This window comes from Lentibacillus daqui, assembly GCF_027186265.1.
GTDB lineage: Bacteria > Bacillota > Bacilli > Bacillales > Amphibacillaceae > Lentibacillus_C > Lentibacillus_C daqui.
On the sequence record NZ_CP114176.1, the window covers coordinates 2,386,423 to 2,405,117 of the forward strand.

Below are 18,695 nucleotides of genomic sequence, written 5' to 3' on the forward strand. Positions count from 1 at the left end.
AAAGTCCGGTAAAAATGACGTTTCGATAGATCCTACTTTTGAACACACATTATACGAACAATTCAACAAACTCATTCACATTCATTTGTGCTACCTTATGATAGTCACTAGTCACATCTACTATATTTCGCTGTTTCTTTTGTGGATATTGCGTTGCCAGATTTGCCGCATATTTTTCCAACACTTTCGGGATTGCTTCGTCCCGACGGAAGCGGTGACCTAGCGGGTATTCACAGGCAATATTATCTGTTGATGTACCATCCTTAAAATGAACCTGTACCGCGTTGGCAATGGAACGTTTTTCCGGATCCAGATAATCCTCGCTATATGCTTTATTTTCGGTTACCACCATTTTATCACGCAATGCATCAATTCGTGGATCTTTTGCTGCTTCATCTTCATAATCTTCCGCCGTCACATTCCCTTTTAAAAGGGCAACAGCAGTAATATATTGAATACAGTGGTCACGATCAGCTGGATTATATAACGAGCCTGTTTTATCAATAATACGGATAGCTGATTCATGGGTAGTAATCGTTACCTGATCAATTTCGTCCAGCCGATGTTTTACTTCAGGATGTAATTGTACTGCTGCTTCGGCTGCTGTTTGGGCGTGAAATTCAGCCGGATAGGAAACCTTGAATAATACATTTTCCATGACATAACTATCAAGTGGCTGGGATAATACTAATTCTTGCTGATTAAATAATACATCCTGAAATCCCCAGCCCGGGGCACTTAATGCTGTCTTATACCCCATTTCTCCCTGAACCGCCATCATTGCTAGACGAACACCTCTGCTTGTCGCATCGCCTGCCGCCCATGATTTGCGGGATCCGGTATTAGGTGCATGCCGGTATGTCCGTAAGCTGGAATTATCGATCAAGGCATTGGAAACCGCATTAAAAATCTCTTCTCTGCCACCACCCAGCAACTTGGTTACCACCGCTGTTGTAGCAATCTTTACATATAACACATGATCAAGACCAACTCGGTTCAGGCTGTTTTTCAGGGCAAGAATTCCTTGAATTTCATGAGCTTTGATCATCATTTCCAGTACTTCTTGAACCGTAACAGGAGTTTGCCCTTTGCTTAACCGTTCTCTACTAACGAAATCTGCAGCGGCTAAAATTCCGCCAAGATTATCGGATGGATGCCCCCATTCTGCAGCAAGCCATGTATCATTATAGTCAAGCCAGCGAATCATGGTACCAATATTAAATGCCCCTTGTACCGGGTCAAGCACATATGGTGTTCCCGGCACATGAGTTCCATTCGGCACAACCGTACCAGGCACAATCGGTCCGAGTAATTTGGTGCACTCTGGATAGTTTAATGCCAAAATTCCGCACCCCAGTGCATCGATCATCACATAATGTGCCGTGGTAAAGGCTTCCTTACTGGTAATTTGTTTATTTAACACATAATCTGTAATTTCTTCAATCAATGCATCGGTTGTCTGTTTTTCCTGCAGTTTTTCCATTGTCAGCTTCCTTTCTGATTCTTTTACATATTTCTCATGTTTGCCTATAGATCTCTTTTGCCGGTATACTTCACCCGTGGGCGGAACAGCCGGTTATTGGCATGCTGTTCGGTAATATGTGCACATAACCCGGCCGTACGGGAACTAAAGAAAATTGGTGTGTACAGAGGAATCGGAATCCCAAGCATCCAATAAACAGGTGCCGCATAATAATCAAGGTTTGGATAGAGTCCTTTTTCTTCAGCCATAACCCTCTCACCTGCCTCACACATATCCAGCAGCAATGAATCCCCTTTCAAATCGCAAAGTTGTTCCAATGATTCCTTCATCATTAATGCACGTGGATCCATCTTTTTCATATAAACACGGTGTCCAAAGCCCATAATCTTTTCTTTGCGCTGTAATTTTTTGTGCAACAATTCTTCAAATTTGTCCACCGAGTTGGCTTCTTGCAGCATGTACATGACCGCTTCATTCGCCCCGCCATGCAAGCTCCCTTTTAGCGAAGAAACTGCACCAGACAATGCGCCATACATATCCGCCTGTGTCGAGGCGATCACACGGGCAGTAAAAGTGGAATTCGGCATTTCATGTTCACTATATAATAGAAGCGAACGATCAAAAATTTCCGCTTCCAATTCCGTTGGTTTTTTACCAGTAATCATATACAGGAAATTGGCACTATAATCCAAATCATGATCTGGTTCGACAAGTTCCTGATTGGTTAAAATCCGGTAACTGTTCGCTGTTATTGCCGGCAGCTTGCCTAACAGCGCATAAGCCCGTTTTTTATTGGCTGCTTCAGATCGGTCATTAATGGTACTATCAAATCCTGCCAAAACTGATACACTAGTACGCTGTCCGTCCATTGGGTGTGTATCATTCGGCAACAATTTCAGCACATCATTCACTGTTTTGGGAACATCATAATTCTCTTTTAATTTCCTTTCTAAAGCTTCCCGTTCACTATCAGATGGCAGTGATCCTTCCAGTAAAAGGTAGACAACATCGGCATATTTCTTTCGTTTGGACAAGTCAATCAAATCATGTCCACGAATGATTATTTTTTCCTGTTCGGTATCCAATAAGGAAATAGCAGTCTCGGCCGCAATGACCCCTTCCAAACCCGGTACAAATGCTTCTTCGGTTCTCATGTAAAAGTCCCCCTTTTTTTCATTTGTTATTTGCGCTGTTGAAACCCTTTTCATTTACCTTTAAAATCCAATCCCTAAATTCTTGCATTTTTTCTATAACTCTATTATAAACTGGAAAGGGAAATAATAAAAATATATAATAATAATATCCAGCCATAGAATTTTTCAATGTCTAAAAAATGAGCTCTTAACCAAAATCTATGGTTGACAGGTTATATGTAATTTTGATATAGACGATCGCTACGGAAAAACACTACGCTTTCCGTGGGCTTGTCCTCAGCCTCCTCGAAAAAGAAGAGCACTTTTTCTGCGGGGTCTTCACACTGCGCTTTCCCACAGGAGTCTCCGTGTTTTTCCTCCGCTAGGTAATTTATCATTACCATTTTTATTCATTATTTTGGTGCTAACCCGAAATAAACAGTGATATCAGAATCGAAAAAGGAGTGTATTTCACATGGACTATCAGGATTGGGAAATGCTCGCGACCTTGTATGCAACCGAAAACATTACCAAGGCATCTCAATTATTATTCTTGTCCCAACCAACTCTAACATCAAGAATCCAAAAACTGGAGGAATATTACGGTGTACAGCTGATCATTAGAAAACGTCGGGGAATCACCTTCACACCTGAAGGGGTCATACTGGCACAACATGCGGAGCAGATGCTTAATGAACAGCGAAAAATTGAAGAAATGATCAACAACATGAAAAGTCATGTAGCGGGGACACTTCGGGTTGGTGCATCGAATTTTTTCGCATTAAATAAAATGCCAAAAGTCTTACGGTTATTTAAACAACAATATCCAGATGTAGAATTTCAGGTGGTAACCGGTTGGAGCAATGAGATGCATCGGTTCATTTTAAACCACGATGTACATATCAGTTTTATTAAGGGTGATTATTCATGGAAGGATCGCAAGGATGTACTCTATGAAGAAGCCATTTGTGTCGCCGCCCCGTGGGAATTTAAGTGGGAGGAGCTCCCGGAATTGCCGCGGATCGGTTACTATACCGATGAAAATATGCAAAACCTTGTTGAACATTGGTGGTATACCAATTATAACCAAGCGCCGAATATTAATATCCAGGTTAACCAGGTGGAAACTTGTAAGGAAATGGTTGTCAATGGATTAGGATATGCGATACTGGCCAACCTTGTTGTACGTCCACATCCGGAACTAATTGTCAAACCAATTCACGATATAAATGGGGAAGCGATCACCCGCAAAACATGGATGTATTACCATGAGGAATCTTTGCGGATGAACATTGTCCAGGCTTTTGTTGATTTTATCCGTCAATTGGATGTTAAGGCATTATAATACGTAATACCAATATGCGCCGTTACGCATTTCCCGCTGGCATTCACCGGCATATCGTAAATACTCCAAATGGGCGAGTGTTTCACCAATGGCAAACCGGGTTTCATGGATGTTCAACTTTTTCCGAAATAGCGTTTGACATGCCTGGTAAATGCTTGCCCCATTCTTGATAGCGTCCAAGGCAACCGTCAATCGATCTTCATGATGTTTTTCGATTTCATCAATCCGGTCATTTGCCCCATAAAATGGTTTGCCATGTGAAGGAACCACCAAATCTGCATCCAGTTTCTTGACCTTTTCCAATGCCTGCAAATAACTTGCTAATGGATTTGGATCTCCATGGAACCAGTAGGATATATTTGGCGTAATTTTCGGCAGGATGTGGTCGGTTGACAATAATATATTTTGCTCCCGGTTATAAAAGCAGACGAGTCCATCCGAGTGTCCCGGCGTGAAAATAACCTCATATTCACCGTTACCAATTTGCATTTTTTCCCCCTCTTCCAGATAATGATCCACATCCGGATATGGGGTAACCCGCGCCACAAATTCCTCTGTATTCCCGGTCATTTTTACGGCAACCTCATTGGGAATTCCAGCCAGTTTGTAATTACTGTTAAGCGTAGAGAGAAACTCATCTGTCCAAGCCTTTAACCCGGCATCATAATCAGTTTTCGTCATCAACACATGTGCACCTGTTTTTTCTTGCAATCCACCTGCATAACCAAAATGATCAGGATGGTAATGGGTAATGATGATATCTGTTACCGTTTTTTGCTTTAATTCCTTATCCCACTTTAAAACAGTTTCCTGATTATGTAACCCGGCATCGATCACGATCCAACCATTCTCTCCCTCGGCCAGGAAACAATTAACATGGTCAAGGCGAAATGGTAGATCGAGTGTTATTTGTTTCAATTTGAATGGTTTGAGGATATCGTTAGTTACTTGATCTGTATAACATGTTTGTTTGGGCATTTGCTCTCTCCTTTCTATATCACGATTACAATCCCATATTTTTGGCGATGATCCCTTTCATGATTTCATTGGTACCGGCGTAAATCGAGGTAACAGCAACATCACGATATCTCCTTGCAATCTCGTATTCTTCCATATAACCGTACCCGCCATGTAGCTGCATACATTCTGCGGCAACCCGCTTTGCCAGGTCTGTCGTCCACCATTTGGCCATGGAGACTTCCGTGACAATATTTTTACCAGCCATATGATCTTCAATTAATTTATCGACAAAGGTGCGGCCAATCTGGACTTCAGTCTGCATTTCGGCAAGCTTAAATTGGGTGTTTTGAAACTTGCTAATACTTGTTCCGAAAGCCTTTCGCTGTTTGACATAATCGATGGTCAGCTCAAGCATCCTTTCTGCTGCAGGAACGCTTGAAATAGCTACCATTAACCGTTCCTGCTGGAGTTTTTCCATTAAATAATAAAACCCTTTACCTTCTTCACCTATTAAATTGGCAGCAGGTACACGAACATCTTCAAAAATAAGTTCACTTGTGTCGTTTGCATGCTGACCAACCTTGTTGAGTTTCTTCCCGCGCTTGAAACCAGGCATGCCTTCTTCCACGACTAACAGACTAATGCCTCTGTGCGGTGGATTTGCCTGGGGGTCTGTCTTACAAACCACAACAATGAAATCAGCCGAATAGCCATTGGTGATAAACGTCTTTTCCCCATTGACAATATAATCATCACCAGCTTTGATTGCACTCGTTTTCACAGCGGCCAGATCTGACCCTGTCCCCGGCTCGGTCATGGCGATCGCGGATATCATTTCCCCTGTTGTAGCTTTGGGCAACCAGCGTTGTTTTTGTTCCCCTGTACCATATGTTTCGATGTACGGGATAACAATATCGTTGTGTAGTCCAATCCCTGTTAGTCCTGTTCCAATGCGTTCAAATTCCTCCGATAACACGACGGAATAGCCAAAATCCGTATTGGAACCACCGTATTTTTCATCTACTTGTGGGCAAAGGAACCCCTGCTCCCCAGCCTTCTTCCAAAAAGAACGCGGTACTTGCTTATCCCTCTCCCATTGTTCATAATTGGGAGCAGCTTCTTTTTCTAAAAACTTTCTTAACGACTGACGAAAGATTTCATGTTCTTCTGTTTGAAAAGCCCTGCTCATGGTACAACCCTCCTTACACACTATTTCCCAACAAAGTGTGGTGATCGCTTCTCCAAAAAGGCCTGAACCCCTTCCTTGGCATCTTCAGACTGAAACATCAATGACTGGATTATATTTTCCTGCATTAAACTCGTTTCGTGCGTGAATTCACCCGCATGGTTCAATAGGTATTTGACAAATTTATTAGAGAATGGCGGCCCTTCGACGATAAACGTTGCAAATGCAGCTGCTTCCTCGATAACATCCTTTTCTTCTGCCAACCGATTAATCAACCCTTTTTCGTAAACAGTTTCCGCATGAATCGGCTTTCCGGAAGCTACCCATTCTTTTGCAATTGGCAACGGAACACGATCAGCAAGTAATTTTATCAATCCCAAATCAGGAGTCAGGCCGATATTACGAAAACTGGCGATGAATTTCGCATGTTTATCGGCAACAATAAAATCGGATGCAAGTGCAAGGCTGAATCCGGCACCTGCAGCAAACCCATGAACGGCACTAATCACGTATTTGTTTAAATGGAGGATCGTCTTGGTTAGTGATGCGGTCGCTTCCATGTGAGCAACCGTATCTGCCGGGCTGCTTCTCTTACCCATTGACCCAATATCACCCCCGGAGCAATAGGCCTTTCCTTCTCCGGATAAAATAATCGCTTTCACATCATCATCCTGTTCGGCATCTTTTAAAGCACGAATAACACCTGATACCAAATCATCAGATAGGGCATTTCGTTTCTCCGGACGATTCATTGCAATATAACAAAGCTGATTTTCTTTTTTTACGTGAACAACTTCAGTCATTGTTTTGTCCCGCACTCCTTTATTTATTTAAACCTAACCGAAATTAAGCCTAAAATTAATCAAAGACCTCTTCTCTGTTACCAAGAAGAATGTTTATTTCCACCCTCGGATTTACTTCCCGAGGCCAGCAGATGGGGTCAAACCACAAGCAATCTTTGCCTGTTTAAAATCCCACCACACTGTATACATAGGGGATTCCACACCTATGTAGCCTGCGCGAGGCAATATCTTTTTGGCTTTCTTTCCGATATTAACTGTACTGTTGATATCCCTTGAAAGCATGGTACCACAGTTTACACATGTAAAGCTGCGAATAGATGGATCTTTTTTCTCCTTATTACCGCAGACACAACAGGTTTTGGTTGTATCCCGTTCATCAATCTTTTGATAATATTTACCGCTTTTTGCCTGCACCCAGTTCAAAATACTCCTGAATTTACCGACTGGTGTTTGATTTAACATGGCCCTTCTCATCGTCCCGTACTTTGCCACATCGGGAGTTGGAGTATAATCACCAATGTAAATGGCATCGTAACGCTTGGAAAAATAATGCGCATAGCTAAATAACAGCGTCTTCATTTGTTCTCGACGTTTTAATTGCGCCTTTTCCAAAGCATGATTGAGTCTCTTCCAACGTTTGCTTGGCTCAAAATACGTAACATTTGGGGTGCATACCAGTTTATTAAACTTTTCACATTTGTCCCGTTTTGATTTGATTTCATCGATTCGTTTATCCCAATACTTCAACAGTGCATTCATCGATTTCAATTCATATGATTTTCCATCACTGCCTAATCCCACCGCCAGATTCTTATGGTTGGGATCAAATACAATAAACGATTGTTCCTTCACCTTGGTGATTTCCTTGGCATCTTCTATTGTAAAAATGGCATAATACGAATCCAGATCCTTTGTGATGCGAAGGGTTTTGATTCTCTCCGTTTCGCTTAGTTCTACCGCTTCCACAAGTCCAACTTTGATTTTGATGGTCTTCTTAGCCTTTTTATCTTTTTTCTTTAATTCCTTATGTTTTTCATCTGTTAACTTGCCAAAACTTAAGGAAAGCAGATTGGTATCTAATAATTTAAAACCCTTTTTTGGTTCATCATAATATAGCGAAAACCACTTCTTTTTCCATGAACGATATTTTGGTTTCTCATTCATTAATTTTGGATCAAAAAATCGTTCATAGGCATCTTTTAACCGTAATGCCGTATTTTTCAATGGGGAGGAATGGACTTTAAACAAAAATGGGTTTTCCCCTTTTATTTTCGGTACTTCATTCCTCAGGTTTCTGCCGGAAAGCAGTTTTTTCTTTTTTCCATTGCGATAGTCTTCCTCCACCGCATCCAGCAATTGATTGTACAGCCAGTTGCACATTCTGGATTGAGAATCGAGTAACTGCTTGTTTTCCTTTGTAACCACCAATCGTACCTTTTTATTATACGTAAGCATGGCCGTTGTCCTCAATGACCTGTTTCACCGCTTGTTGCAGTTTCTTTCGCTTGTGACTTCTGCTTCCATACAAGCGGCTGCTGAAGACAGTAATAATGGAAAGCATACCACTTCCCAGATCTTTTATAAAACGAAACTGATATCCATTTGCCGAACAATACTGCGATACAGTATGGACCTGCCTTTTTAACTCTTCCTTTTGGTCCGATGATGAGACGCGACAATACCCGATAACAATTTTGTCTTGAAGTGGTTTCAAATCACGCTTGATAGCACTAAGGTCTTCTACAGCATATCTTCTATGGCCACCGGTGGTTCGAGAGGATGTTATCTTCCCCTCTTTCTCCCACCTTCTTAATGTAGTGGGATGAACACCAAGTATGTTGGATGCTTCATCGATGGTATACATTTTAGCGATCCTCCTTATTTTTCTACATACAAAGTTCGACATAAAATGCGAGAATCCTGCTAAAAAGTAATTAATTTTAAATAATTTAGATTAAACTGTTTTGGAACCCCTAAATAGATACATTATTTTTTCTAGATATTTTTTCAATTGCTTGGTAATAACCAGCCTTTAATTCCTCAACAATGTCTGCTACTGGTTGAATGTTGTTAATCGAACCAACTCCCTGACCCGCACCCCAAACATCTTTCCAAGCTTTTACTTCTTTGTTTCGTAATTCTGAGAAATCGACTTTATCTTTTTTCTGGAGATTTTGCGGATCCAGTCCGGCACCAGTGATACTTGGTATCAGGTAATTGGCGTTCACCCCGCTAAACGCATCTGTGTAAATAATATCTTCAATCGATGCATCAACAATCATATCTTTATACCCGGCTTGAGCCGAACTTTCTTCAGACGGGATAAACCGTGTCCCAATGTAGGAAAAATCGGCTCCCAATAATTCAGTTACAAGGATATCTTCCCCTTTGGTCAAACCGCCAGATAAGGCAATTGGCCCGTCAAAAAACTGCCGTACTTCGTGTACAAATGAAATAGGATTATATGTACCACCATGACCACCCGCACCGGCGGCAACCAGGACTAAACCATCAGAACCTTTCTCAATTGCTTTTTTAGCAAATTTTATATTAATTACATCGGAAAGAACCACCCCACCATAGGCATGCACAATTTCAGCTACCGGTCCAGGGTCACCCAATGACGTAATGACCAGTGGTGGCTGATACTTCTCGATTAAATTCAGATCTTCTACATATCGTTTATTCGACCGGTGAACGATAAAGTTAATTCCCCATGGTGCAATTTTTTTACCCGGATTTTGTTGTCTCAATTTATCCAATCCGGCATTTATTTCCTGCATCCAGTCCTCCAGTATTTCGCCTGATCTGGCATTTAAGGCAGGAAACGTTCCAGCAATTCCCGATGCACAGGCATTGATCACCATTGTTGGATTACTAATGATAAACATAGGTGCCATAATTACAGGGATTTCCATTGCTTCTTTCAAGTTGGCGATTGCATTATTGTTCGGCATGTTGTTTACACCTTCCTCCGCATAATACCATTGCAGTCACGACTATCGATGAACAAATTCGGGTTTTCGTTTTTCAATAAACGCCTGTACTCCTTCTTTGGCATCTTCGGTAACAAAAACCTCATTGAATAACTTTTCCTCCAGTTTTAATCCTTCATCAAGCGGTAACTCCTTGCCTTCATTCACCAATCGTTTGATCCGGCTTAATGCCTGCAATGACTGGTCGGCAAGTTTTTGTGCAAGTTTTTCTGCAGCTTGCTTGCCTTCTCCTTTTGCGATAACTTGGTTGACAATGCCTAACCGACATGCTTCATCAGCCGACACAGGTTCTCCGGTAAACATCATTTCCTTTGCTTTTCCGGCACCAACGATTCGTGGTAGTCGTTGCGTACCACCGCCACCCGGCAATATCCCTAAATTTACTTCAGGTAATCCGATTTTTGCATGTTCTTCGGCGATCCTGATATCACACGTTAAAGCAAGTTCCAATCCACCTCCAAGCGTAAAACCATTTAATAAGGCGATCGTCGGTTTAGGAATTGATTCGATGCGATTAAATACTTCATGGATACTGACCGCACTTTCATTATTCACGTCTCGTTCCGGAAATTCTTTGATATCCGCACCAGCCATAAACGCACGATCACCTGCACCGGTCAGGATAATCGAGATGACCTCGTGATCTGCTTTCAATTCACTAAATACCTCATCTAATTCCGCCGTTACCTTTTCGCTTAACACATTCATTGGCGGATTATCGATAACTACCGTTGCAATACCATCATTTTTGGTTACTGATAGTAGTTCAGCCATCTATATCTTCCTCCTCTATTAACGTCTTTAAAATTTCTTCGGTATGTTCCCCCAGCTTTGGCGCTTGCGAATAGATTTTCCCAGGTGTCTCTGATAATTTAATCGGCGTACCAATTTGCTTCATCATCCCCAACATACGATGTTCCAATGGTTGAATCATTTCTCTGGCACGCACTTGAGGATTTTTTAATACTTCAGCAAAAGTAAGCACTGGCGCAACACAGGCATCTACTTCGGCAAAATCCACCATCCATTCATCCAGTGTTTTATTGGAAATAATCGCTTGAATTTCCTCTTTCATATGTTCTTGTTCCTCGATCGGGGCTGCCAATTTGGGGATAAGATCTTCTCTGTCAATCACGGTGCAAAAGGCTTGCCAAAATTTCGGTTCCAGTGCACCAACCGATAGAAAACGTCCATCTCTTGTTTGATAGACCTCATAACAAGCACGACCACCACTCAGTTCCATTTCGCCTCTTTGCGGTTCAACATGATTTGCCAGATAGCCCGAAAGAAGAATTTGCAGCCAGGAAATCACCCCATCGGTCATGGAAATATCCACAAATTGTCCTTCACCCGATTTTTCTCGTTCAAATAAAGCTAGTAAAATACCAATCGCTGCCGGAAGCGCCCCACCGCCGATATCAGCAATTTGTGCAGCGGGTACGATTGGCTTGCCTCCTCTTTCTCCCATCAACTGCAGCAACCCGGCATAACTGAGGTAGTTTATATCGTGTCCGGGGCGATTCACATATGGTCCTGTTTGTCCATACCCGGTAATCGCACAGTAAATAATTTTTGGGTTTATCTCTTTTAATGTTTCGTAATCCAAACCAAGGCGATTCATCACTCCGGGTCTAAATGATTCCACGACAACATCTGATTTCTTGACTAATTTTATAAAACTTTCTCTGCCCGCATCCGTTTTTAAGTTCAAGCAAATACTTTTCTTATTACGATTAAGCGCGTGAAAAAAAGTACTATTCTCATCCAATTTTGGTTCATTCTCCCTTGCGTAATCACCAACTTTTGGATCCTCTACTTTTATTACTTCAGCACCAAAGTCAGCTAGCAGCATGGTACAGTAGGGGCCTGGTAATAACCGGGTTAAATCGAGCACTCGAATGGATGTAAGCGGCAAATGAACTCCTCCTTTTAAGAGGATGTTCAAAAAGTCCGGTAAAAATGACGCTTCGAATTTCGTCGTTGGCTTGCTTTTCCGCTCCTCATGTACCTTTTATGTACACTCCGGTGCTCAAAGCTACGCCGCCTAGAACTTCTCGGTCCTTTTTATCCTCCTTTTTGAACACGCTCTTTAAAATTTTTCTCTTAATCTATTCATCGAGCCGTTCAATAATCGTCGCATTCGCCATTCCATGACCTTCACACATGGTTTGTAATCCATAGCGTCCGCCAGTTCGTTCAAGTTCATGGAGCATGGTAATCATTAAGCGCCCACCACTTGCACCTAGTGGATGACCCAATGCAATCGCACCACCATTCGGGTTCAATTTCTTTGGATCTGCTCCTGTTTCTTGTAGCCAGGCCATTGGTACTGACGCAAATGCCTCGTTCACTTCAAAAATATCAATATCATCGATGGAGAGTCCCGCTTTTTTCAGCACCTTCTCTGTAGCCGGAATTGGGCCTGTTAACATGAGTGTTGGATCAGAACCAACAACAGAGCGGGCAAGCACCCGGAATCTTGGTTTCAAACCTAAATCTTCTGCTTTTTCCCTGGACATCAACAAGATTGCATTGGCACCATCACTAATTTGACTAGCATTTCCTGCAGTGATTTTTCCTTTTTCTTGAAAGGAAGGTTTTAATGAATTGAGTTTTTCCAGACTCGTATTTTCTCGTGGACCTTCATCCTGTTTCACCGTAATAGTTTGACCGCCTTCTAATGTCACTTCCAAAGGCATGATTTCCTTTTCAAAACGCCCTTCATTACGTGCCTTGATTGCTTTTTGATGACTTTCCAGCGAGAATTGATCCATTGCTTCCCGGCTAAATCCCCATTTTTCGGCAATCCTATCAGCGGATAAACCTTGATGAATCATTTCGTAGTTCGCAGTTAATTCCGGACTAAAAGCAACGCCTTGTCGATTGGATCCCATTGGTACGCGGGACATGCTTTCAATTCCACCCGCAACAACAACATCCATATCCCCACTGATGATTGCCTGTGCCGCAAAATGAACCGCCTGTTGACTGGAACCACATTGCCGGTCAACCGTTGTACCAGGAACCTCAATTGGATATCCGGCTGTTAAAGCCGCAACTCTGGCAATATCCAACGATTGCTCCCCAACCTGGGAAACGCAGCCAAATACAACGTCTTCCACTAAATCAGGGGAAATACCAGCCCTTTTCACTATCTCAGCTAATGGTTTTGCCGCCAGTACATCCGCACGTACATCGCTTAACACCCCATTCCGCTTTCCTACCGGTGTTCTTACTGCTTCAACTATTACTGCTTCACGCATAAACATGTTCCTCCTGTTATAAAAATTTTCATTTCAAATCAAACGAAAGATTTGTAAACACGATCATCATTCACGTTGAACTTTATTTCGGTTGCATGCGGATTGCACCATCAAGGCGAATTACTTCTCCATTCAACATCGGATTTTCCATGATACTTTTGGCAAGGGTGCCATATTCGTCTGGATTTCCCAACCTTGATGGAAACGGTGTCATTTTCCCCAATGCGGTTCTTACTTTCTCAGGCAGCTCACCGAACAATGGCGTTTCAAATAAACCTGGTGCAATGGTCATTACCCTTATCCCCAAATTAGCTAAATCTCTTGCAATCGGTAAGGTCATTCCAACAATTCCACCCTTGGAAGCACTATAGGCGACCTGGCCCATTTGTCCTTCATAGGCGGCAACAGATGCGGTATTAATGATCACTCCTCGTTCACCATTTTCATTCGGTTCATTATCACTCATTTTTTCTGCGGCTAGACGGATCGCATTAAACGTTCCAATTAAATTTACTTGAATCACCTTGGAAAACGATGCTAACTGATGGGGACCTTTTCTATTGCTGTATGTTTTTTCCGCGTTTCCAATCCCGGCACAATTCACAAGTGTCGTGATCGATCCATATGATTCTATTGCCTGATTTAATGCAGCGCTAACATTGCCCTCATTGGTAACATCGGTTTGGACAAAAGTTACATTTTCCCCAAGCTCCGCCGCCAAGCGATTACCTTTTTCCGCTTGCAGATCCAAAATGGTTGCCTTTCCGCCATTTGCAACAATGTTCCGGACCGTTGCTTCCCCTAAACCAGAAGCGCCACCAGTTACTACTGCAGATACATCTTCCATTTTCATCGTATCATTCCTCTCTCCACCTTGTAGGTATCCTTGATCAAAATACGCAATAAATAGTCTGCTATCGATTCTGCCAATTCTGTTTTATCTTTTACGCCTGTTGGTGAATACCACTCAATCACCCAGTTCATTGCCCCAAGTATAATATTACGGACAATCTTGATATCAACGGCAGTAAAAACATCTTCAGCAATTCCCTCTTGCAATATATCATCAATATGCTTACTATATTGATCTCGTAGTTGTAAAATACCTTTCAATTGGTCACCTGAGAAAAATTGTTCCGGTTTGGATCCCATGGCAAATCCGGTTCGTTCAGTAATCAGATATTCAATGTGTACAACCATGATCTTCCGGAGTTTTTCAGATATATCCAAATCTTTGGCTCTAATTTCTTCTATATTGGTAATACATTGGGTTAATAGCATTTTTTGACTTTGAAATAACAGATCCTGCTTATCCTTAAAATAATAGTAGACTGAACCCTTAGTCATTAATAATTTGGAGGCAATATCCTCCATTGTTGTAGCATGATATCCCTTTTCTTCAATAATGCTTAAAGCCGACCTAATCATCTCCGCTTTTTTCTTCGCTGCCTTTTTTTCGCGTAATGACAATTTCCCAACACTTCCCCTACGCACTACTATATTATCATCGAGTTAATATTATTCTAACTATTCATTTTTTGAATGTCAAGTCAAAAAATGAACATACATTTTTCTTCCTTTTTTCAGCGAATTTGCTCTTCACTTTGTAATACATATTTCAAAATCTTTCCCGAAGCATTCCTTGGTAATTCATCCGTAAACACAACTTCTCTTGGTTTTTTATACGATGCAAGATATTGCTGGCAATAGTCAATAACCTGTTGTTCGGTTAATGTCTGATCAGGCTGTAATACGACAATCGCCTTTACCCGTTCACCCCATTGTTTATCAGACGCACCGATAACTGCACACTCCAATACCTCGGGCATCTGATAAAGAATTTCCTCAATCTCCGCGGGATAAATGTTTTCTCCACCACTAATAATTATGTTCTTTTTACGATCAACAACATAAATAAATCCCTCATCATCCATTCTGACCAAATCACCACTATGGAACCAACCACCTGCGAATGCCTCTTCTGTTTCCTCTGGATTTTTATAATATTCTTTCATGACGGTAGGTCCACGGTATACAACCTATTGTTCCACATGCATTTTCCGCAGCATATATCGCTGGATCTTACCACTTTGTGTTTTAGGCAATTCTGGCAAAAACTCTACTTCCCTTGGATATTGATGTTTCGATAATTTTTTCTTAACATACTGACTAAGTTCTTCCGCTAATTCATCCGATGGGTTGTATCCTTTGTTTAACACAACAAATGCTTTTACAATTTCACCTTTTGTTTCATCCGGTTTGCCAACAACGGCGGTTTCTACAACAGCTGGATGCGACATCAGACTATCCTCCACTTCAGTCGGACCAATTCGATACCCTGCACTGGAAATCACATCGTCCGCCCGCCCCTGGAACCAGTAATAACCATCTTCATCCATTTTGGCAAGATCACCCGTGATAAACCATCTGCCAAGTTTCTTGTCTGCTGCTTTTTGCGGGTTTTTCCAATATGTTTGAAACTGGAAAAAGTCGTTCGTGCTATCAACCGCGATTTGGCCGGTCTCACCTTGTTTTACGGGGTTGCCTTGATAATCGATTAGTTCAACCTTGAAACCCGGTATTGGAAACCCCATGGACCCAGGTTTCACACACATATCTATAATATTATAATTGTTTACAATCATGCCCGTTTCGGTTGAACCATACTGATCATATATTCCCCTTCCAAAATGTTTCTCAAAAAACCGGACTACCTCACCATTTAACGGTTCTCCAGCACTACTAAACTTGCTTACCTTGAGATTATATTGTTTTAACAGGTCCTTACCGGCAGCCTTCATCATCCGGTAGGCAGTCGGCGCATAGGTAAAGTTGGTCACCGCATATTTATCCAGTAATTCATAAATTTTCTCAACTTGAAATTGGCCACTGTAGGCAACGATCGGTATGCCAAAACTCAATGGGGAAAATGTACAAGCCATTAATCCATATGCCCAGCCCAAATCTGCCCCGCCAAAAAATATGTCGTCATTTTCCAAGTTTAGGGCAAATTTTGTATATGGATAAAGGGAGATAATACCTTTATGCGTTAAAACTGCTCCTTTTGGCAATCCCGTTGTTCCAGAAGTATACTGAATAACAGCAGGATCCGTTTCAAGTGTTGGTTGCATCTTATGTTCCGTGGAAAAAGACTCCACAAACTGCCAAAATGTTTGACCCTCATTTGTCAAACCGTCAGACAAAAGAATTTGAACAGTTGCAGCTTTATCAGCAATTTTTTCCACCTGTTGTTTGTTTGTTATGACCAGATGTGCACCGGAATCATTCAAACGGTGCATAATGGCATCTGTTTCAAACGCGGTAAAGAGCGGAACATAAATTGCACCAACTTTCCATGTTGCCAAAATTGCAATGATTAACTCCATATCCTTTCCTAACAATCCTGCGACGCGATCACCTTTTTTAATTCCCATTGATTGCAATCCGTTTGCCAGCCGGTTTGATTGTTCCATTAGTTGTAGATAGGTCCATGTCTGCTGATTCCCTGCTTCATCTTCCCAATAAATTGCAATACGATCAGATTCTGTTGCCCAACGATCACATGTTAGGTATGCCATATTGATACTTGCACCTGGTTGCCAATTAAAAAAATGTTCAGCCTCTTTCCAAGAAAAATTTTCCTTCAACTCCTGATAATCCAACATTAATCACCTCTTTGGGGGCTTTCTTCTAAACCTTTTGGTAATCGCTTTCATTTACGTTGACAACTTATAACTTGTAGTGGTATTTAATATCTTAGTAGTTGATACAGCTCTAATGAACCTGGACTTTATATGAATATTATGCATTATGATTCTATTATAATAATTCTGTGTAAAAATAACAACCAATTTTTTAATATGAATTTATATTTTAAATGCGTGTTTAATTCAAAATGAAAAAAGGACAGGAGATGCAACATCCCTGTCCTTTTCCTCGTCATATCAATTAACGCCGCGCATAAACTGATGGATTTTTTTCGAGAACAACCATAAGACAATTCCAATGACGACTGAAACAATACCGATGATTGTAAAATAAATTACTTGTGTATCAATATGATAAAACTTTACCAACTGTGCATTGATCGCTTGTGCTGAGGCATTTGACAAATACCAAACACTCATGGTCTGTGAAGCGAATGCTGCCGGTGCAAGCTTGGTTGTTGCTGACGCTCCGACTGGCGATAAGAACAACTCACCCATTGTTACAATAAAAAAGCTTAATACCAGCCACATCGGGTTGATCTTATCCGCACCGGTGATAAATGGAATAACCATAACGAGAAACGATAGCCCGGCTAAAATAACGCCGATCGAAAATTTCACTGGTGTTGTCGGTTGCCGTTTGCCAAGTTTCGTCCAGGCCACGGCAAACAACGGTGCAAACACTACAATATAAAGTGGATTAATTGATTGGAACCAGCTTGATTGGACGTGGATCCAGCCTAAATCCAAATTTGTCTGGCTATCCGCAATCCGGGCAAATATGGTAGATCCCTGTTCCTGAATGGACCAAAACATCATAGCTGTAATGAATAACGGAATGTAGGCCAGCAACCGTGATTTTTCTACATTGGTTGTTTTTTTACTGAAGTACATCACTAAAAAGTAAATGATAGGAATAACGATACCCAAAATACTGATCACATTAACAAAACGATCGATGGTTAACAGGCCGGTTACAATCGTGATAACCAAAGCAATGGCAATGATGACTCCACCGACTGAAAAATAAATACCTAATTTTTTCTTTTCACTCGAAGCAATTGGATTTGGAACATAACGACCAGCTTCTCCCAATGTTTTTCGGGATGACATAGCATACCAGATTAATCCGATGACCATACCGATGGCTGCAATCGCAAACCCGGCATGGAAATTATAGGTTTGACCAATTGTTCCGACAATTAACGGTGCAAGTAACGCCCCAGCATTTGCCCCTGTATAAAAGATACTAAAACCTGCATCACGGCGATAATCTTCCTTCGTGTATAAATCACCGACAATGTTGGATAAATTAGGTTTTAGAATACCCGAACCCAAAATAATCAAGGCCATGGATATAAATAAGGCCGGAACACTACCCGGAACCGACAGTGCTAAGTGACCAAGCGCGATCAGAATTCCCCCGTAAATAATAGTTGACCTGCTTCCGAGAACCCGGTCTGCCAACCATCCACCAACAATCGTGGACATATAAACAAGGGAACCATAGATGGACATGATCGATGTGGCGGTTGTTTTATCAAGGCCCAACCCACCATGCACTGTCTCGTAATAAATATAGTATAGGAGTACGGCACGCATCCCATAATAAGAAAAACGTTCCCAGAACTCAATCGAAAATAACGTTAAAAGCCCTTTTGGATGGCCAAAAAATCCAGATTGCGGAATAGTCTTCAATATTTCTTCTTTGCTGCTCTTCATAGTTGTTTCAACCTCGCTTCTGTCTAGCTCAATTGCATATAATAATGTGATAATTCTTTTTATAGTAGTTATGTTGTACTGGAGCAATAAAACTAGG

Annotated in this window: 17 protein-coding genes; 1 reads left to right on the forward strand and 16 read right to left on the reverse strand. The window is 41.5% G+C overall.

Going from position 1 to position 18,695, the window contains the following annotated elements; translation table 11 throughout:
- Window positions 1-49: 49 nt before the first annotated feature.
- Both O2S85_RS12040 and mmgD read right to left on the reverse strand, forming a co-directional pair.
- Complete coding sequence (locus tag O2S85_RS12040; RefSeq protein WP_269409571.1) at window positions 50-1,483, reverse strand: bifunctional 2-methylcitrate dehydratase/aconitate hydratase; 1,434 nt, start codon at window positions 1,481-1,483, stop codon at window positions 50-52.
- 44 nt (window positions 1,484-1,527) lie between these two features.
- Entirely contained in the window at window positions 1,528-2,637 is a 1,110-nt protein-coding gene (mmgD, locus tag O2S85_RS12045; protein WP_269409572.1) for a citrate synthase, read from the reverse strand.
- Between the two features lie 454 nt (window positions 2,638-3,091).
- Here mmgD and O2S85_RS12050 point away from each other — a divergent pair, with 454 nt between their 5' ends.
- Window positions 3,092-3,961, forward strand: a complete 870-nt coding sequence (locus O2S85_RS12050; protein ID WP_269409573.1) for a LysR family transcriptional regulator — start codon at window positions 3,092-3,094, stop codon at window positions 3,959-3,961.
- Here the strand turns inward: O2S85_RS12050 and O2S85_RS12055 are convergent.
- From O2S85_RS12055 to O2S85_RS12125, 14 genes are all read right to left on the reverse strand, one after another.
- Window positions 3,956-4,939, reverse strand: coding sequence for an MBL fold metallo-hydrolase (locus tag O2S85_RS12055; protein ID WP_269409574.1), 984 nt, complete (start codon window positions 4,937-4,939; stop codon window positions 3,956-3,958). The genes O2S85_RS12050 and O2S85_RS12055 overlap by 6 nt on opposite strands.
- Before the next feature lie 25 nt (window positions 4,940-4,964).
- The gene (locus O2S85_RS12060) at window positions 4,965-6,110 is read right to left on the reverse strand and encodes an acyl-CoA dehydrogenase family protein (protein ID WP_269409575.1); all 1,146 of its coding nucleotides are present in this window, start codon (window positions 6,108-6,110) and stop codon (window positions 4,965-4,967) included.
- A 20-nt stretch (window positions 6,111-6,130) separates the two neighbouring features.
- Window positions 6,131-6,910 carry an enoyl-CoA hydratase/isomerase family protein gene (locus tag O2S85_RS12065; protein ID WP_269409576.1) on the reverse strand — a complete coding sequence of 260 codons (780 nt, stop codon included), beginning with the start codon at window positions 6,908-6,910 and terminating at the stop codon, window positions 6,131-6,133.
- A 111-nt stretch (window positions 6,911-7,021) separates the two neighbouring features.
- The gene (locus O2S85_RS12070; protein ID WP_269409486.1) at window positions 7,022-8,365 is read right to left on the reverse strand and encodes an RNA-guided endonuclease InsQ/TnpB family protein; all 1,344 of its coding nucleotides are present in this window, start codon (window positions 8,363-8,365) and stop codon (window positions 7,022-7,024) included.
- Window positions 8,352-8,774: a MerR family DNA-binding transcriptional regulator gene (locus O2S85_RS12075; protein ID WP_439649397.1), complete on the reverse strand. Its 423-nt coding sequence runs from the start codon at window positions 8,772-8,774 to the stop codon at window positions 8,352-8,354. Before O2S85_RS12075 ends, O2S85_RS12070 begins: the two co-directional genes overlap by 14 nt.
- Before the next feature lie 109 nt (window positions 8,775-8,883).
- Entirely contained in the window at window positions 8,884-9,867 is a 984-nt protein-coding gene (locus tag O2S85_RS12080; RefSeq protein WP_269409578.1) for an NAD(P)H-dependent flavin oxidoreductase, read from the reverse strand.
- Window positions 9,868-9,909: 42 nt separating this feature from the next.
- Window positions 9,910-10,680 carry an enoyl-CoA hydratase-related protein gene (locus O2S85_RS12085; RefSeq protein WP_269409579.1) on the reverse strand — a complete coding sequence of 257 codons (771 nt, stop codon included), beginning with the start codon at window positions 10,678-10,680 and terminating at the stop codon, window positions 9,910-9,912.
- Window positions 10,673-11,821 (reverse strand): CaiB/BaiF CoA transferase family protein, encoded by a 1,149-nt coding sequence (locus tag O2S85_RS12090; RefSeq protein WP_269409580.1) that lies wholly within the window; start codon window positions 11,819-11,821, stop codon window positions 10,673-10,675. The genes O2S85_RS12085 and O2S85_RS12090 overlap by 8 nt, the downstream gene beginning before the upstream one ends.
- A 193-nt stretch (window positions 11,822-12,014) precedes the next feature.
- Window positions 12,015-13,169 carry a thiolase family protein gene (locus O2S85_RS12095; protein ID WP_269409581.1) on the reverse strand — a complete coding sequence of 385 codons (1,155 nt, stop codon included), beginning with the start codon at window positions 13,167-13,169 and terminating at the stop codon, window positions 12,015-12,017.
- Between the two features lie 82 nt (window positions 13,170-13,251).
- Entirely contained in the window at window positions 13,252-14,022 is a 771-nt protein-coding gene (locus O2S85_RS12100) for a 3-hydroxyacyl-CoA dehydrogenase (protein WP_269409582.1), read from the reverse strand.
- Window positions 14,019-14,639: a TetR/AcrR family transcriptional regulator gene (locus tag O2S85_RS12105; RefSeq protein ID WP_269409583.1), complete on the reverse strand. Its 621-nt coding sequence runs from the start codon at window positions 14,637-14,639 to the stop codon at window positions 14,019-14,021. Before O2S85_RS12105 ends, O2S85_RS12100 begins: the two co-directional genes overlap by 4 nt.
- A 113-nt stretch (window positions 14,640-14,752) precedes the next feature.
- Complete coding sequence (locus O2S85_RS12110) at window positions 14,753-15,184, reverse strand: class I adenylate-forming enzyme family protein (protein ID WP_367749021.1); 432 nt, start codon at window positions 15,182-15,184, stop codon at window positions 14,753-14,755.
- A gap of 24 nt (window positions 15,185-15,208) precedes the next feature.
- A complete protein-coding gene (locus tag O2S85_RS12120; protein ID WP_269409584.1) occupies window positions 15,209-16,834 on the reverse strand; it encodes an acetate--CoA ligase in 1,626 nt (541 codons plus the stop codon).
- A 279-nt stretch (window positions 16,835-17,113) separates the two neighbouring features.
- Complete coding sequence (locus O2S85_RS12125; RefSeq protein ID WP_269409585.1) at window positions 17,114-18,598, reverse strand: peptide MFS transporter; 1,485 nt, start codon at window positions 18,596-18,598, stop codon at window positions 17,114-17,116.
- Between the last annotated feature and the right edge of the window lie 97 nt (window positions 18,599-18,695).

Excerpts from the sequence above, each read along its gene's own strand:
- O2S85_RS12100 (WP_269409582.1), bottom strand. The coding sequence starts at position 14,022 with ATGAAAATGGAAGATGTATCTGCAGTAGTAACTGGTGGCGCTTCTGGT.
- O2S85_RS12040 (WP_269409571.1), bottom strand. The coding sequence starts at position 1,483 with ATGGAAAAACTGCAGGAAAAACAGACAACCGATGCATTGATTGAAGAA.
- O2S85_RS12080 (WP_269409578.1), bottom strand. The coding sequence starts at position 9,867 with ATGCCGAACAATAATGCAATCGCCAACTTGAAAGAAGCAATGGAAATC.
- O2S85_RS12110 (WP_367749021.1), bottom strand. The coding sequence starts at position 15,184 with ATGAAAGAATATTATAAAAATCCAGAGGAAACAGAAGAGGCATTCGCA.
- O2S85_RS12095 (WP_269409581.1), bottom strand. The coding sequence starts at position 13,169 with ATGCGTGAAGCAGTAATAGTTGAAGCAGTAAGAACACCGGTAGGAAAG.
- O2S85_RS12060 (WP_269409575.1), bottom strand. The coding sequence starts at position 6,110 with ATGAGCAGGGCTTTTCAAACAGAAGAACATGAAATCTTTCGTCAGTCG.
- O2S85_RS12050 (WP_269409573.1), top strand. The coding sequence starts at position 3,092 with ATGGACTATCAGGATTGGGAAATGCTCGCGACCTTGTATGCAACCGAA.
- O2S85_RS12070 (WP_269409486.1), bottom strand. The coding sequence starts at position 8,365 with ATGCTTACGTATAATAAAAAGGTACGATTGGTGGTTACAAAGGAAAAC.
- O2S85_RS12055 (WP_269409574.1), bottom strand. The coding sequence starts at position 4,939 with ATGCCCAAACAAACATGTTATACAGATCAAGTAACTAACGATATCCTC.
- mmgD (WP_269409572.1), bottom strand. The coding sequence starts at position 2,637 with ATGAGAACCGAAGAAGCATTTGTACCGGGTTTGGAAGGGGTCATTGCG.
- O2S85_RS12120 (WP_269409584.1), bottom strand. The coding sequence starts at position 16,834 with ATGTTGGATTATCAGGAGTTGAAGGAAAATTTTTCTTGGAAAGAGGCT.
- O2S85_RS12075 (WP_439649397.1), bottom strand. The coding sequence starts at position 8,774 with ATGTATACCATCGATGAAGCATCCAACATACTTGGTGTTCATCCCACT.
- O2S85_RS12125 (WP_269409585.1), bottom strand. The coding sequence starts at position 18,598 with ATGAAGAGCAGCAAAGAAGAAATATTGAAGACTATTCCGCAATCTGGA.
- O2S85_RS12085 (WP_269409579.1), bottom strand. The coding sequence starts at position 10,680 with ATGGCTGAACTACTATCAGTAACCAAAAATGATGGTATTGCAACGGTA.
- O2S85_RS12065 (WP_269409576.1), bottom strand. The coding sequence starts at position 6,910 with ATGACTGAAGTTGTTCACGTAAAAAAAGAAAATCAGCTTTGTTATATT.